We start from the raw sequence: 14,848 nt of genomic DNA, 5'->3' as shown, positions 1-14,848 counted from the left end.
CAGGGATTTTTGAATTCAAAAGAAAGCCGCCGCCCCCCCACGCGAAAGTTCAACAAAAAATTACGGGTCATCCGCCTACGGCGGACGCCCCACAATTTTTTGTTGCATCCCCTTCGGGCCTGCGAGCCGAGCGAGTGAGCCCGAGATGCGAGCCAAATGCGATCAATTCTTGCAATGTGAACTCAATTTGATCCACAATCGGCCCAGAGTTTTTTTCTTCAACACCCACCCGCCCCTATGGGGCCCCTTTGGGGGAGGCTAGCATGAAAGACAACTATTTCCTTTACACGAGAAAATCGACCGACACCGAGGAAAAACAGGTCTTGTCCATCGAGGCCCAGTTGGTCGAGGCCCGTCTGTTCGCCGAACGGGAGAAACTATCAATCGTCCACGAGTTCACCGAGTCGATGACAGCTAAAGTCCCCGGCCGCCCTGTTTTTAAGGAAATGTTAAAACGCATCGAGAAAGGTGAGGCGAATGGCATCATCGCCTGGCACCCGGATCGATTGGCCCGCAACTCATTAGATGGCGGCCAGATCATTTATTTACTCGACACCGGTCATCTCAAATTTCTCAAATTTCCCACATTTTGGTTCGAGAGCACCCCTCAGGGCAAATTCATGCTCAATATCGCCTTCGGTCAGAGCAAATATTTCATCGACAATCTCTCCCAGAACGTGAAGAGAGGTCAGCGCCAAAAACTTCGCCGGGGTGAATGGCCTTTCCCGCCCCCCTTGGGGTATCTGCCCGGCGGCCGAAATTCTTTTCCCAAGGTGGATCCAGTAAAAGGCCCACTGATCAAGCGGCTCTTTGAGACTTACGATACCGGCCGATATACGATCGACCAATCAAGAAAATTATCCTTCCAATGGGGTCTGGCGAGCCGGGCGGGAAAAACACTTTCTCTCGGCATGGTCCACAGAATTTTCCAGAACCCTTTCTATTATGGTCTGATCGCGCCCGTGGAAAACCCCACAAGGTAAAGAAACACCGTTTTTCTCTTCTTGGCCTGGCAAAGTGCGCCTCGTGCGGCGGAGCCATCACGGCAGAGCGGCAAAAGGGGAATGTTTATTATCGCTGTACGAAAAAACTAGGGCCCTGTGAGGAGAAAAACTACCTTCGAGAGGAGCCTTTTGCCCAACAGATCAAAAATGCCCTCCAAAAAATCGCTCTGCCGGATGACTCCTTTGCCGAGGCGCTCAAAATTTTAGGCCAAATGGGCCTTGAGGCGAGCCAGCCGGTTGCCGAGGTCAAAAAGGAATTGGATCGGGAGTTGCTTCAAATCAGGGTTAAACAGGACCGTCTTCTTCATGCCCATTTAGATGGGCTAATCGACAAGGCGGAATATCAGCGAACCAAAAAGGGGCTGGTCAACCGGGAGATGGAATTAAGGGCCAAGCTGGCCAATCTGGAAAAGGGGGTTACGGGCTGGCTCGAACCGGCCAAAAACTTCCTCAAAGCGGCTCACCATGCGGGTAAGCTGGCGGCGAACGGTGCGAATTTGGAAACTCAGCGAGAAATGCTCAAAAAAATCGGCTCGAACTTTCGCGTGGGGGGGCGGCGGCTTTCTTTTGAATTCAAAAATCCCTGGGCTCTTTTGGGGGGCAATTCTTTTAATTCCAATCTCTTGGGGGGCTCTTCGGGGGGCTCTTTTTCCGCAAAATCGGCGGCGCTCGCCGCCGATTTTTTTAAAAAATCCCGCACATTTACTGAAATGCGTCCCCTACGGGAATCGAACCCGTGTTACCGCCGTGAAAGGGCGGTGTCCTGGACCGCTAGACGAAGGGGACAAAATCCGCTTTGCGGACTGGGTGCTCGTCGATGGAAAATGGTTGATAGAGGTACAACCATCGACTATCGACCATCAACGACCAACTAGCCCACCATCAGTGGGTTTTGTGAGAGGCCCGGGATTCGAACCCGGGACACCCGCCTTAAAAGGGCGGTGCTCTACCAACTGAGCTAGCCTCCCGCAATACGGCAGATAAATCTCGTTAAGTTGCGGCTAGATAACAGACGGTTTTTTTGAAGTCAACGGAATACAAGGGTTCCCGCCGAGCGCCGAGCGAGTAGCGAGGATAAAGCGAGGTGGGAGAGGAGCTGGCAGAGACATTTCTTATAACGGAAGAAGATAAAAATAGATCGCGAAAAAATGGCTGGCGGCGCCGGCTAAAACAAACAGGTGCCAGATTTCGTGAAAGCCGAACTTTCCGGGAAAGGGATTCGGCCTTTCCAGATAATAAAAAAAGGCGCCGATCGTAAAGAAAAGGCCGCCGATCATCAGAACAACAAATCCCGCAGGGGTTTTCCGATACAGCGGAACAATAATCAAAAGTGCCAGCCATCCCATTCCGATATACAGGGCAAGCCAAATCCATTTCGGCAGGTGATGAAATTTCGTTTTCAACACGATTCCCAAAACGGCCAGAAACCAGATCAGCCCCAGAGTGCTCCACCCAAGGGTGTTCCTGAAAAGAATCAGACAAATGGGGGTAAAAGTCCCGGCGATCATCAGAAAGATGGCATAATAGTCCCACTGACGGAGAAGATGTTCGGTGCTTGCGGATCCGGACACTCCATGATGAAGGGCGCTTGCGGCAAAAAGGTTGATCAAGGCGGCCCCATAAACGGCAAAGCTCAAAATGTGCCATGGTTTGTGGGCCCCGATGGAAGAGGAAAGCAGAAGGATAACACCGACTATCGAGCAAACAGCGCCGAAGGACGAGATGAGGGTGTTGTAAATTTCATCCGTGACGTGGCGGCTTCCGTCTTTGCTTAAAGTTCGAGTCGGTTTTGGAGAGGCGGTTTTGCTGGCCACGGTGCAGGGGGTGATATGCAACGGAACGTGAAGAATTGTAAAGGAAAAATCCAAGAAACGGCTTGATGATCTTGATATGGCGTATGGATCATCTTGCCGAGGAAATGAACGAGGAGTGAGGGACCACCTGACGCCGGTGTCTTGAATTTTTGCCGTAAAGCAGGTAATAAATCTTCCGCCCCTCGTTTTTCCATTTTTCTTCAAAAAAAGTCGGCGTGATGCCGGGCAGTTCGGAAGCAAACAACTGCGGGTCCAAACGGTTTTTTAAAACAGAAACCCGTCTTAAATTTTCCGTCATCCACTCGGCATACCACTCCACATCCGTCGCCAGAATCAGCTCTCCCTCCGGTTTCAAATGGTGGCCCAACAACCAGAAAAATTCCACCGTCAAAAGCCTCCTGAAGGCGTGCCGGTCCTTGGGCCAGGGGTCGGGAAAAAGGACAAATATCTTCTCGAACGTCTCCTCGCCAAAATATCGCGGGATAATCACGCGGGCATCGCCGCGGATGAGGAAGATGTTTTTGATCCCTCTTTTTTCAATCCTTGGAATCAGCCGGAAATACCGTTTTTTGCCGATTTCGACCGCGACGAACTTTTTGTCCGGTTGAGCCTCGGCCATTGCCAGCAGAAGATCCCCCCGACCGGGGCCGATTTCGAGGATATCGCCACGAAACTCCGCCGGCTTGGAAGGATAAAAGAGGACCTCTTTTTTTGCCTCGAAGTCGTAGGGGAATTGTTTTTGTTTGTCGGTTTGTTGTGCTATCATCTCTGAAAATCCAAGCGAACAATCTGGCTTTGCCAGTTGTGAACGCGGGGTTTGGTCCGCCACAAAGTTTGGCGGACGAACCAAATAACACGAGTAGTATCCTTGGAGGGCCGATCGGGGCCCCAAATACAAAATGTCCCTCGATTCCCTCATCGACCAATTTTTAAATTACCTCACCGTCGAGAAAGGCCTTTCCAAAAACACGCTGGAGGCCTATGGGCATGACTTACGATTATGGGCGGAGTATCTTCAAGGGAAAAGTGCCGGGGAAAGTTCAAAGTTCAAAGTTCAAAGTTCAAAAAATCCTGACCCGGTCGAAATCTCGAGCATTACCCCCCAAACAATTCTCCACTTCCTCATCGGACGCAAAAACCAGAAGGTAAATAGCCGCACCATGTCGCGGAACCTGACGGCGATCCGGAGCCTGTTCCAGTTTCTCACTAGCGAAAAAATTGTTCCGGTTGATATCACGCAAAACATGGACCTCCCCAAAATCCACCGCAAACTCCCGCATGTGCTGACGGTCCTGGAAATTGACCGCCTCCTTTCGGCGCCGGAGGCGGATGACGCCGCCGGCCTGCGCGACAAGGCGATGCTGGAGCTTCTTTACGCCGCCGGTCTGCGCGTCTCCGAACTGGTGGGCTTAAAGATGATGCACCTCCATCTCGCTGAGGGGTATCTCTTGGCCTACGGCAAGGGGTCGAAAGAGAGGGTGGTTCCGATCGGCACCTCCGCTGTCAAGGCGATCCGGGTGTATCTCACAGACGGGAGGTCCAAACTGCTTAAGGAGCGCGAATCGCCCTTTGTTTTTGTAAACCGTCGCGCCAAAAAATTAAGCCGTCAGGCCTTCTGGATGACCTTAAGGAAATACGGCCTCAAAAAAGGGATCAAAACCCGTTTAAGCCCCCATGTCCTCCGTCATTCCTTTGCCACGCATTTGCTGGAAGGGGGGGCCGATCTTCGCTCGGTCCAGGTGATGCTCGGCCATGCGGATATCTCCACGACGCAGATTTACACCCACGTCTCCCGCAAACGGCTGATTGAAATTCACGAAAAATTTCATCCGAGGGGGTAAGGTTAAACGGCAAATAAAGAGAGTCCCTTTGCCTTCGCAATTTTCGTAAGCCGCTTAAGAGCAGGCTTGTCTCACCGGCAGATGTGGCTGGCGGGAACGAAAATTGCTCCGTCAAAAGGACTCTCTTTATTTGCGAACTGTTACGAAAGAGTTGAAGTTGACGCTCACCAACGGCTCTGGTAGGGTTTTTGCAACTTGCTAAGCGCAAAAGTCATCAATTTTCTCCTCTTTTTTCCGGGATTTTTGTTCTCGCTGGCCTTTCACGAATCGGCGCACGGGCTTGTGGCCAACCGGCTGGGCGATCCGACCGCCAAACGGTTGGGGAGGGTGACGCTTAATCCTTTTCCGCACATGGATCCTGTGGGCACCCTTTTGCTCCCCATCTTCGGTTATTTCATGGGGGGGTTTATCATCGGCTGGGGCATCCCCGTCCCGGTCGACTACCGGAACTTGAAGAATTGGAAGCGCGACGGCTTTTATGTGGCTATCGCGGGGCCAATTTCCAATCTCATTTTGGCGCTCATCCTCGCCGGAATCATTCATGGCGTGGCGCTGGCAAAACCGGGCTGGCTGAACCCCGATTTGAACTTTAACGGATTCACCATCCTGGGGGCGCTGGTCCAGGTTTTCTACCTGAATCTGGCGCTGGCCTTTTTTAATCTGGTCCCCATCCATCCGCTGGACGGCGGGAAAGTCCTCTATGGCATCCTTCCCCAACCGTACGCCAACCGGTTCGACGCCTTTGCGGGACGGTACGGGTTCATGATTTTGCTTCTCCTGTTTTTCACCGGCGCCTTCCGGATTCTGGTCTGGTATCCGGTGCAGTTTGTGGCGGGGTTGCTGTTATGAAACAAAAAGAAATCATCGTCTCCGGCATGCGCCCGACAGGGAGGCTTCACCTCGGCCATTTCTTCGGCGTCCTTAAAAACTGGGAGCGCCTGCAATCGGCGCAGAAATGTTATTTCTTCGTGGCCGACTGGCACAGCCTCACCACCGAATACGCCAACATCAGGGAGATTCAGGATTGGCTTCGCGAGATGGTCATCGACTGGCTGTCTGCGGGTATCAGCCCGGAAAAGGCGGTCCTTTTTGTCCAGTCGCGGGTGCCGGAGCATGCGGAGCTTCATCTCCTTTTTTCCATGATTGCGCCGCTCGGCTGGCTGGAACGGGTGCCGAGCTACAAGGAACTCCAGCAGGAACTTGCGGGAAAAGATTTATCAACCTACGGCTTTTTGGGGTATCCGCTCCTGCAGACGGCTGATGTGGCGATCTACAAGGCCACCCAAGTGCCGGTGGGGCAGGATCAGGTGGCGCACATCGAGCTGGCCCGCGAGATCGTCCGGAGGTTCAATTATCTGTACCGCAAAATTTTTCCCGAACCGGCCTCGCTTTTGACCGAAACTCCCAGACTGCCGGGCCTCGACGGACGGAAAATGTCCAAAAGCTACGACAACGCCGTCTACCTCTCCGACCCGGAACCGGAGGCGACAAAAAAACTGATGAACTGCATTACCGATCCGGCCCGCATCCGGCGGCAGGACCCGGGCAATCCCGACGTCTGCACCATTTTTTCGTACCACAAACTGGCCACCGATCCCGCGAAAATCGGCGAGATCGACCGCGAATGCCGGAGGGCCGGAATCGGCTGTGTCGATTGCAAAAAGATTCTTGTTTCGGGCATGAACAAAACGCTGGGTCCGTTTCGCGAACGCCGGGTCGAGTTGGCCAAAAAACCAAAGCAGGTGCGTGACATCTTAAACGCGGGGGCCGAGGCGGCCCGAAAAGTCGCGCAAAAAACGCTCGCGGAAGCCAATGAGGCGATGGGATTGGGTAAATAAGATGGATCAGACAGGTTATAAGATAAATTTGGAAATCTTCGAAGGTCCGTTGGATCTTCTGTTGTATCTCATCCGCAAAAATGACCTGAACATTTCGGATATTCCCATCATGCCCGTTCTCGACCAGTACAACGAATACATCGACATGATGCACGAGCTCGATATCGATGTCGCCGGAGAATTTATCCTCATGGCCTCGGAGCTGGCGCACATCAAGTCGCGCCTTTTGCTCCACCGCGACGACGAGATCGCGGAAGAGGAAGACCCGCGCGCCGATCTCATGGCGCGGCTTTTGGAATATCAGCGCTACAAACTCGCCGCCCGATGGCTGACGGGCCGCCGTTTGTTGGGCCGGGATGTCTTCAAGAGGCCGAAGGTCCCCCCGCCGGAGGCGCCGGCGGAGGGAGAAGATTGGCTTACGGTGGAGCCATTTACCCTCTTAAAGGCCTTTCACGAAGTTTTAAAGAAAGTGCCCAAAGACAAGGCCCATTTCATTACGGCCGAGCGGGTCTCGGTGACCGACCGGATCTACGAGATTTTGGATCATTTAAAAGGGGCGGAAAGCCTGCCGTTTGAGGATCTTTTTACGGCAGGCGTCACCCGGGAGGAATTGGTGGTTACTTTTCTGGCGCTTCTTGAAATGGCGCGGCTCAAGATGATCCGGATTTACCAGCTGGAGGCGCTCGGGCCGATCCGCGTCGCCAGAAATATGGAGGTGGGGGAGGTTGCAACGGCAGTGAAAATAGAGGAAGAAAAGACGTATCAATAAATGTCAAAGGTCAAATGTCAAATGTCAAAGGAATGACAAATGTCAAATGACAAGGTGTTTGTATTTTTGACATTGTAGTTTTGAAATTCCTTTGAACTTTGGATTTTGACATTTGGAATTTAATTATGAATAAAAACGAACTAAGAGCTGTTGTCGAATCTTTATTGTTTATGTCAACCGAACCGCTAACCGTTTCCGATATCAAAAAGATCATCGATGGTGTGGGGAAACCTTCCGATCGGGAAAAACCGGCCGACGGTGCGATGCCGCAAATGCCGTCACCGGAAAACGATGCGGTTGCCCAGCTGGAACAGATGAAGGGGAAGCTCGAAGGAGAGATCTCGAAAGGGGAGATCAAGGATTGTCTCATGGAAATAGTCGGGGAATACCGGCAGGGGACAGGCCGTGGTTTTGAGCTGGTGGAGGTGGCGAAGGGCTTTCAGTTCCGGACGCGGCCGGAGGTAACCCCTTTTGTCAAAGCCTTATATAAAGCCGCTCCCAACCGCCTTTCCGCCCCCGGCCTTGAAACGCTGGCGATTGCCGCCTATCAACAGCCGGTTACCCGCGCGCGGGTGGAAGAGATCCGCGGCGTGGAGAGCGGCGGAGTTTTGCGCACACTATTGGAGCGCGATCTGGTGCGCGTGGTCGGCCGGAGCGAAGATCCGGGGCGGCCGATTCTCTACGGCACCACCGCCGCCTTTCTGGAGATTTTCGGCCTGCATGCCTTGTCCGACCTTCCCACGCTTAAAGACCTTGAGCTGATCGATCAGGGGGCGCCCGTTTCTCAAGGCGGATCATCCGAAGGGGATGAAACCGCCGAAGGGCTTTTTGCCGAACCGTCCGATTCCGATTTTGGCGCCGAGGATGAAGGGTCTCATGAGCTGATCGAGGACCTGGAAAATTCCCTTCGCGGTCTGCGGGATCTGGAGAAGAAGATTTTCACGCCGGACGAGAATCAGCCGACTGACCAGCCTTCAATGTCAAATGACAAAGTTCAAATGTCAAAGGAATGACAAATGTCAAATGACAAAGTGTTTTTATTTTTGACTTTGTAGTTTTGAAATTCCTTTGAACTTTGATATTTGACATTTGGCATTTATGCCCCTCGAACGTCTCCAAAAAATCATCGCAAGCGAAGGACGTTATTCCCGCCGGCAGGCCGAAGAGCTGATCCGGCAGGGGAAGGTGATTGTCGACGGCAAAAAAGTCACCGTTTTGGGAACCAAAGCCGATCCCGATTCCTCGCGCATCACCGTCAACGGCAAGCCGGTTTCAGGCAGGCCCGCGCATCATTATCTGTTGTTCCACAAACCGCGCCGGTGCATGGTGACGCGCGACGATCCCGAGGGGCGAAAAACGGTCTACGATTATCTCCCCAAAAAGTTTGAAGTCCTGAAACCGGTGGGGAGGCTCGATTACGACTCGGAAGGGCTCCTTTTTTTGACCAACGATGGCGCCCTGGCGCAAAAACTCTCACATCCCAAATTTCACATCCGCAAAACCTACGAGGTAAAAGTTCAGCCCCCTCCGACCCCGCGCCAGATCGAGCGCCTGACAAACGGCGTTGTCCTTGATGGCCGACTTGCGCGCGCACTTTCGGCGCAAATTGTCGGCAAAAATCCCAAATCGGTCTGGCTTAAGATCGAACTGGAAGAAGGACGCAACCGCCAGATCCGCCGGATGTGCGAGGCGGTGGGGTTGACGGTAAAAACGCTGGTGCGCACCGGTTATGGTCCCTTTAAATTGTGCGGCATGCCGCGCGGAGGCTGGCTTGTTTTAAACCCAAAGCAACTTGTCAAGTCCCTTCCCTTAACTCCCTGAAAAACGGTTCTTTATGTCTTGACAAGAAATCGTTCCCCTCCTTATATTTGCGCCGTCCTTAATCGGTGACCCAATGAAAAAATCCTATGACCTGACCATTTTGGATCAGCCCTTCACCATCAAAACGGAGGCTGACGAAAAACAGGTGAAAAAAGTGGCCGATTATGTTAATAAGAGGATGCACGAGATCGTCGCGAGCAAAAAGGCGATCTCCACGGCCAATGTGGCCATCTTGGCGGCGCTGAATATCGCGGAGGATCTGTTCAACGAAAAGCGCCGGCAGGCGGAAAAAGTTCGGGGTTGGGTTGGCCGGATGAAGGAATTGCTTTCCGGCAGTGAAGAGGCCGTGTCGGAATTGAAAAAAGAAAGAATGTAAGATCCCTGCCTGGTGCGAGGGGAGTTACATTATTTTAGAACCGATAGAATTAAAAAGGGGCCTGTCCCTTGCCCTGGTGAGCATGCCCGCCTCGTAGTGTGGCGGGAAGCCTAAAGGGGTAAAATGGGCCCCACCTGATATAATCAGGGTTCAAAAATAATAACTGCCCAAACGGCCTAATGGCGGGGATTTTTTTGTTTTAAATTCTCCATGACACAAAATCCGAAAAAAGAAGAACTGCGGAAGGGAATGCTTGAAAAGAGGCTGGCCCTGCCCGAGGAGAAGGTTCATCTTTTAAGCAAGCCGATTCAGGAAAAGCTGATCAAATCGGAGGTGTGGGGGCAGACGGAGAATATCGGCCTCTATGCCCCCATCAAGAACGAGGTGGAGACCAAACTCCTGTTCATGAAGGCCCTCGAGTCGGGATATTCCGTTTATTTTCCGCGCGTGGAACAGGGGCTTCGTTTTTATGAGGTGCAAGAGCCCTCCGATCTGCAAAAAGGGGCATGGGGAATCCCCGAGCCTAAAGACAGTTGTCCACCGCTGGAAAAACTCGAAGACCTGGGATTGATTGTCGCGCCGGGAATTGTCTTCGACAAAAAGGGGCATCGCCTGGGCTACGGAAAGGCGTTTTACGACAATCTGCTGAAAAACTTTCCCAACCGGACGGTAGGGCTGGCCTACGATTTTCAGGTGGTGGATGAACTCCCCGCGGATGCGTGGGATTGCCGGCTGAAAAAAGTCATCACCGAAAAGAACGAATATATCTTTTAAATGCTTAAAGTCCTCTTCATCGGCGATATCTTCGGCAAACCGGGGCGCCATGCGGTTCGTGAAGTCGTTCCCCGTTTGCGGCGCGAGCATGCGCTGGACCTGGTCATCGGCAACGGTGAAAACGCCGCGGAAGGGAGGGGAGTTTCGGTCAGGCTTGCCAAAGAGCTCTTCGAATCGTCGGTCGATTTTCTCACCTCCGGAAACCATATCTGGCACAGCCACGACATCTATCCGTATCTGAATGAACCGGGGTGCCGCCTGATTCGTCCGGCCAATTTCCCTTCGGAGGCGCCTGGAAAAGGGTGGGGGATCGTGGAGACAAAAAAAGGGGGGCGGGTTGCAGTGATCAATATCATCGGGCAGATTTTTATGCCCCAGCAGGCCGATTATCCCCTGCAGGCGCTCGACCGGGTCTTGGACGAGGTGGACAATGAGGCGGATGCCGTGATTGTGGACATGCATGCCGAGGCCACCTCCGAAAAGCGCGCCATGGGGTGGCATGCCGATGGACGGGTTCAGGCCTGTGTGGGAACTCACACGCATGTGCAAACCTCCGATGAAGAGATTTTGCCCGGGGGATGCGCCTATATCACCGATCTGGGAATGACCGGTCCCTACCATTCGGTTATCGGCCAGGAAAAAGAGGCGGTTCTCAAACGGTTCCGCACCACCCTTCCGGTGAAGAAGTTCGAAGTGGCAAGCGGTGACGTCCGCCTGTGCGGCGCGATTATCGAGATTGACGAGACGGCAAAACGGGCGGTGTCGATTAAAAGAGTTTGCGAGCGGATTCCGGATGAGGTATCTCGTCAGTGGCCGAAATAAATCCCCCCGGCGCCCTCCTTTGTCGAAGGGGGGAGTGGGGGGATTTCATCAATGAAACCGATTCCCGAACAATTATCCCTCATCAAACGGGGCGTTGTCGAACTCATCACCGAAAAGGAACTCGCCGCCAAACTTAAAAAAGGCAAACCTCTCCGCATCAAGGCCGGCTTCGACCCCACCGCCCCCGATCTGCATCTGGGCCACACGGTTCTTCTCAATAAACTGCGCCAGTTTCAGGAGCTGGGGCATCAGGTGATTTTTTTGATCGGCGATTTTACCGGAATGGTGGGCGATCCCAGCGGGGTTTCGGAAACACGCAAGGTGATGACGGCAGAACAGGTGAAAGAAAATGCCGGGACTTATGAAAGTCAGGTGTTCAAGATTCTGGATAGAAAGAAAACGGAAGTTGTATTCAACAGCGAATGGTTGGGCAAAATGCCCCCCATTGAATTTGCCCAAATGGGCTCAAAATTTACCGTGGCCCGCATGATGGAAAGGGATGATTTTAAAATGCGCTTCAAATCGGGTCAGGATATCAGCATTCTTGAGTTCTATTATCCTCTCATGCAGGGTTATGACTCGGTTCACTTGAAAGCCGATGTTGAACTCGGGGGCACCGACCAGAAATTCAACCTGTTGATGGGGCGCACTTTACAGAAAAGGTATGGACAGGAGTCACAGGTTGTCCTGACTCTGCCTCTTTTGGAAGGCATCGACGGGATCAGAAAAATGAGCAAGTCGTATGGCAATTATATCGGCATCGACGAGCCGCCCAAAGATATCTTCGGCAAGATCATGTCGATTTCCGATTCACTCATGTGGCGCTATTACGAACTGTTGAGCGCCAAAGAGACCTCCGAGATCGAGTCCATGAAAAAGAAGGTGGAAGAGGGGGCCCTTCATCCCAAAGAGGTTAAGGTCAATCTGGCCCGCGAGATGGTTGCCCGATTCCATTCCGAAAAAGAGGCTGAAAAAGCGGCCGTTGAGTTTGAATCGGTTTTCAAAGGGGGGGCACTTCCGGATGAGGTCGAAGAGTTCAGCCTCCCCGCCGGCACCGGCAAAGTCGGCCTTCTCTCTCTGATGACGCAGGCGGGGTTGACCCCCAGTAACAGCGAGGCCCGCCGGATGGTCGTCCAGGGGGGAGTCAAACTCAACCAACAAAAAGTCTCCGACCCGCAAATACAACTGCCCGCCAACGGGGAATACCTCCTCCAAGTCGGCAAGAGGAAAGTTAAGAAGATCAAGTTCTTATAACTATTTGATAATTAATAGATTTAAGCCAACAAAGAACTTTAAAAAGAATAGGAAATAAACGTATTGACAATGTACATATAGTTGGAGTCTACTTGGCGACGACCGGGGAAAGGAAATTTTATGAAGATGTCTAGCTTAAGAAAACGACTTCGCAAGGATCGTCCGATGAGTGTGATTACGGCTCGCATGCCGGAGGATGTCATCGAGGATCTGAAGCGAATCGCGCCTGTGCTGGGATTTGGCGGCTACCAGCCCTTAATGCGGCACTATATCGGGCAGGGGCTCCGCGCCGACCTCGAACGTCTTGAAGATCCAAAAGTGGAAAAGCTGGTTGAGAGTCTGAAGAGGCATGGCGTCAGCGATTCCATTATCAATGATGCCCTTGGAGAAGTTGCTTAAACTTTTTGTCTTTTCTTGCCTCCACCCTTTCCCCAAAGGCGTAGGAAAGCCGTCCTAACAGGTAGGAATTATTGTCAAAAAAGGAAAGCGGGCTGTTGGGGAGGGTACTGTCGCGGTGGACAAAAACCCCCTCGATTGCAAATTTGAGTTCGCGGTAGATTTTTGTGTCAAATTCGAACTTCATCATTGCCTCCTGATTGGCCAAATCTTTAATGACGCCGAATTTGAGTTGAGTTAAACGGGTGTTGTTGAAGTCATATTGAAATCCGGCAAAAAAATCGTTTTTGAATGGCCGAAAATCGCGAAGTGTGTTGGAGCGGTCATCTTCGCCCAGATATTCAACAATGAAACGCAGAGCCCCTTTGCCCAAAAAGTCGGTGAAGGTGTAGTCAAGGCCGGGGACAAACTGGATGTGGTTCGAAGGCACTGCGTTGTTGTCCTCAAAAGGGAGGTCGTGCGGTCTCGGGTCGTTTACCGAGGTGATTTTTCCCGTCGCCTCAAGCCGGAGGACAAAATTGCCGACAGAGGCCTCGATATTAAAGCCGATCATGTCGATCAAATAATAGAAAGGTTGAAGCCTTAAGCGCCCGTTATCGTCGATCATCAGCTGAAAGGCGGGGTTTCGTTCCGGCCCATGATAAAAATGGAGCGAGAGGTCCACACTTTTGATGGTTGCCGCAATCTCCAGGGCACCGCCGATCGATTGGGGATAGTCCATTTTATCCTGATCGTCGAAGAGGGAATAGGGAATCCCCCCCGCCGACCCGGTCAGCGCAAAACGGCTGTCATCCTCCGGCAGAGGCGCCTCCTGAAAAAAAGGGAGGGCAAGGAGGGTGAGAGTGAGGCTGTCAAACGGCCCCGCGCTGTTCCACCCGTATTTGAATCCACCGATCGCCTCTCCCAATTTTTCAGAGTCGTAGTAGTTGTCCTCAAAATCGCGGCGATTGAGGATGTCGGTGGGGTTGAACGATTCGGCAACCCCCCATGTCATCGTCTGCAACCCCCCCCAGATTTCCCACTCCGGCCGGTAATATTTCAGATAAGCATCGTCTGGAAAATACCGGTTCCGGCTGAAATCGCGAAAGTCGATTTTAAAGCGGGGCTGGATGTCGACCTTGAAGTTTTTTTCATTGTCGTAGACAAACCCGAATTTTGCCTCGAAGGTTTCCTGATCGTTGATCCGGTAATCGTCGCGGTTGGGGAGGAAGCTCAAGTGTTCAAAGGAGGGTTCGATCTTGTATTCAAGATAGGCGGAAGCCGGGATGGGGAACAGACAAAGGAGGATAATAAGGACGCGCTTCATCGGGCCTTTTGCGAGGTTACCTCTCCAGCGCCATCTGCGTAAAGTCGGATGTCTTAAAACCGTTGTCGAGTTTGAGGCCGCTGATCATCAGTTCGGTCTGTTTGTTGTTCCGGTGATTTTCCACCGAAATTTTGAGTGGCCGCCAGAACCGATTGTTGGTGAGCGTGAGATTTTCGAAGAGGGCGGTTTTTAAAAGGCGCCCTTTAAGATCATAAAAGTCAACTTTGATCGTCTGATAATTGTCCATTCGGATCCACGAGACGGTTTTGGAATAGGCGGAATCGGAAAATTTGGGGCGGGCCTCGATGATAAAGCATACCCCATCACTGCATCCCTCTTCTTTGATAAACCGATAAGAATACTTGTCGATGTCCGGCGGGATCAAATCCTCATAGCTGAATTCCGAGCCGACAAAACTGCCGCTTTTCCCCGTTCCGGAAATCCGCTTTGTCTTTCCCATGGCGGGAAGAAAGAGCCACTGGTCATCATTCCGGTTTTTGTTTTGAAAACTTAAAAGCCCCGTTCGCTGGATGTCCGCCGGCTTGATGAATTTGATGAGCGACTTGTCTCCCACGCCCCCTGTTTTTTCCAGCTTCCGAAATTCAAATTCCCTCTCGGTTTTTTCTCCATGCGACCCGATCAACAGCATTTGACCGATTGATTTCTCGTCGTGATAGCCGGTGTTTCTTTTTTCCTGCTCCTTCATGATGTCGTATCCGGAAGGGGATTGGGAGAAGCTCAACGAAGGCACCAATAAAACGATCGGGAAAAACAAGTATCGCATAAGAACTCTTCCTGTTGTCATCCCCGCGAAAGCGGGGATCCAGACATGT

General features: G+C 52.2%; 16 protein-coding genes, 2 tRNA genes, 1 other RNA gene and 1 pseudogene. 14 read left to right on the top strand and 6 right to left on the bottom strand.

The window, feature by feature from the left end; genetic code table 11:
* Positions 1-263 precede the first annotated feature (263 nt).
* Positions 264-983, top strand: a complete 720-nt coding sequence (locus tag HYU99_09950) for a recombinase family protein (GenBank protein ID MBI2340664.1) — start codon at positions 264-266, stop codon at positions 981-983.
* Positions 869-1,159, top strand: a pseudogene (locus HYU99_09945) (recombinase zinc beta ribbon domain-containing protein). Before HYU99_09950 ends, HYU99_09945 begins: the two are co-directional and overlap by 115 nt.
* 558 nt (positions 1,160-1,717) lie before the next feature.
* On the opposite strand, the gene HYU99_09940 reads toward HYU99_09945, so the two are convergent.
* The 4 genes from HYU99_09940 to trmB all read right to left on the bottom strand — a co-directional run bounded on the left by HYU99_09940 (position 1,718) and on the right by trmB (position 3,584).
* Positions 1,718-1,790, bottom strand: a tRNA-Glu gene (locus HYU99_09940).
* 109 nt (positions 1,791-1,899) lie between these two features.
* A tRNA-Lys gene (locus HYU99_09935) sits at positions 1,900-1,972 on the bottom strand.
* A gap of 144 nt (positions 1,973-2,116) precedes the next feature.
* Entirely contained in the window at positions 2,117-2,818 is a 702-nt protein-coding gene (locus tag HYU99_09930; GenBank protein MBI2340663.1) for a hemolysin III family protein, read from the bottom strand.
* A gap of 88 nt (positions 2,819-2,906) precedes the next feature.
* Positions 2,907-3,584, bottom strand: a complete 678-nt coding sequence (gene trmB, locus HYU99_09925) for a tRNA (guanosine(46)-N7)-methyltransferase TrmB (GenBank protein ID MBI2340662.1) — start codon at positions 3,582-3,584, stop codon at positions 2,907-2,909.
* Positions 3,585-3,717: 133 nt separating this feature from the next.
* Here trmB and xerD point away from each other — a divergent pair, with 133 nt between their 5' ends.
* From xerD to HYU99_09865, 12 genes are all read left to right on the top strand, one after another.
* Complete coding sequence (gene xerD, locus HYU99_09920; protein MBI2340661.1) at positions 3,718-4,659, top strand: site-specific tyrosine recombinase XerD; 942 nt, start codon at positions 3,718-3,720, stop codon at positions 4,657-4,659.
* Between the two features lie 195 nt (positions 4,660-4,854).
* Positions 4,855-5,508: a site-2 protease family protein gene (locus HYU99_09915; protein MBI2340660.1), complete on the top strand. Its 654-nt coding sequence runs from the start codon at positions 4,855-4,857 to the stop codon at positions 5,506-5,508.
* Positions 5,505-6,497 carry a tryptophan--tRNA ligase gene (trpS, locus tag HYU99_09910; protein ID MBI2340659.1) on the top strand — a complete coding sequence of 331 codons (993 nt, stop codon included), beginning with the start codon at positions 5,505-5,507 and terminating at the stop codon, positions 6,495-6,497. Before HYU99_09915 ends, trpS begins: the two co-directional genes overlap by 4 nt.
* 28 nt (positions 6,498-6,525) lie before the next feature.
* Positions 6,526-7,266 (top strand): segregation/condensation protein A, encoded by a 741-nt coding sequence (locus HYU99_09905; protein ID MBI2340658.1) that lies wholly within the window; start codon positions 6,526-6,528, stop codon positions 7,264-7,266.
* 125 nt (positions 7,267-7,391) lie between these two features.
* Positions 7,392-8,279 carry an SMC-Scp complex subunit ScpB gene (scpB, locus tag HYU99_09900; GenBank protein ID MBI2340657.1) on the top strand — a complete coding sequence of 296 codons (888 nt, stop codon included), beginning with the start codon at positions 7,392-7,394 and terminating at the stop codon, positions 8,277-8,279.
* An 85-nt stretch (positions 8,280-8,364) separates the two neighbouring features.
* Positions 8,365-9,087 (top strand): rRNA pseudouridine synthase, encoded by a 723-nt coding sequence (locus tag HYU99_09895; protein ID MBI2340656.1) that lies wholly within the window; start codon positions 8,365-8,367, stop codon positions 9,085-9,087.
* Between the two features lie 73 nt (positions 9,088-9,160).
* Complete coding sequence (locus HYU99_09890; GenBank protein ID MBI2340655.1) at positions 9,161-9,463, top strand: cell division protein ZapA; 303 nt, start codon at positions 9,161-9,163, stop codon at positions 9,461-9,463.
* Positions 9,463-9,656, top strand: a non-coding RNA gene (ssrS, locus tag HYU99_09885) — 6S RNA. The genes HYU99_09890 and ssrS overlap by 1 nt, the downstream gene beginning before the upstream one ends.
* Before the next feature lie 17 nt (positions 9,657-9,673).
* Positions 9,674-10,237, top strand: a complete 564-nt coding sequence (locus tag HYU99_09880) for a 5-formyltetrahydrofolate cyclo-ligase (GenBank protein ID MBI2340654.1) — start codon at positions 9,674-9,676, stop codon at positions 10,235-10,237.
* A complete protein-coding gene (locus tag HYU99_09875; GenBank protein MBI2340653.1) occupies positions 10,238-11,059 on the top strand; it encodes a TIGR00282 family metallophosphoesterase in 822 nt (273 codons plus the stop codon). It begins immediately after the preceding gene.
* 51 nt (positions 11,060-11,110) lie between these two features.
* On the top strand, positions 11,111-12,313 hold the full coding sequence (locus HYU99_09870; protein MBI2340652.1) for a tyrosine--tRNA ligase: 1,203 nt from the start codon (positions 11,111-11,113) through the stop codon (positions 12,311-12,313).
* A gap of 120 nt (positions 12,314-12,433) precedes the next feature.
* On the top strand, positions 12,434-12,712 hold the full coding sequence (locus HYU99_09865; GenBank protein MBI2340651.1) for a hypothetical protein: 279 nt from the start codon (positions 12,434-12,436) through the stop codon (positions 12,710-12,712).
* Here HYU99_09865 and HYU99_09860 read toward each other — a convergent pair.
* Both HYU99_09860 and HYU99_09855 read right to left on the bottom strand, forming a co-directional pair.
* Positions 12,684-14,015 carry a hypothetical protein gene (locus tag HYU99_09860; protein MBI2340650.1) on the bottom strand — a complete coding sequence of 444 codons (1,332 nt, stop codon included), beginning with the start codon at positions 14,013-14,015 and terminating at the stop codon, positions 12,684-12,686. The genes HYU99_09865 and HYU99_09860 overlap by 29 nt on opposite strands.
* A gap of 16 nt (positions 14,016-14,031) precedes the next feature.
* Entirely contained in the window at positions 14,032-14,799 is a 768-nt protein-coding gene (locus HYU99_09855; protein ID MBI2340649.1) for an outer membrane lipoprotein-sorting protein, read from the bottom strand.
* Between the last annotated feature and the right edge of the window lie 49 nt (positions 14,800-14,848).

This window comes from Deltaproteobacteria bacterium, assembly GCA_016183175.1.
Lineage (GTDB): Bacteria > UBA10199 > UBA10199 > UBA10199 > SBBF01 > JACPFC01.
Note: the sequence above shows the minus strand (reverse complement) of the source record. Positions and strands in the feature narration are given on the sequence as shown.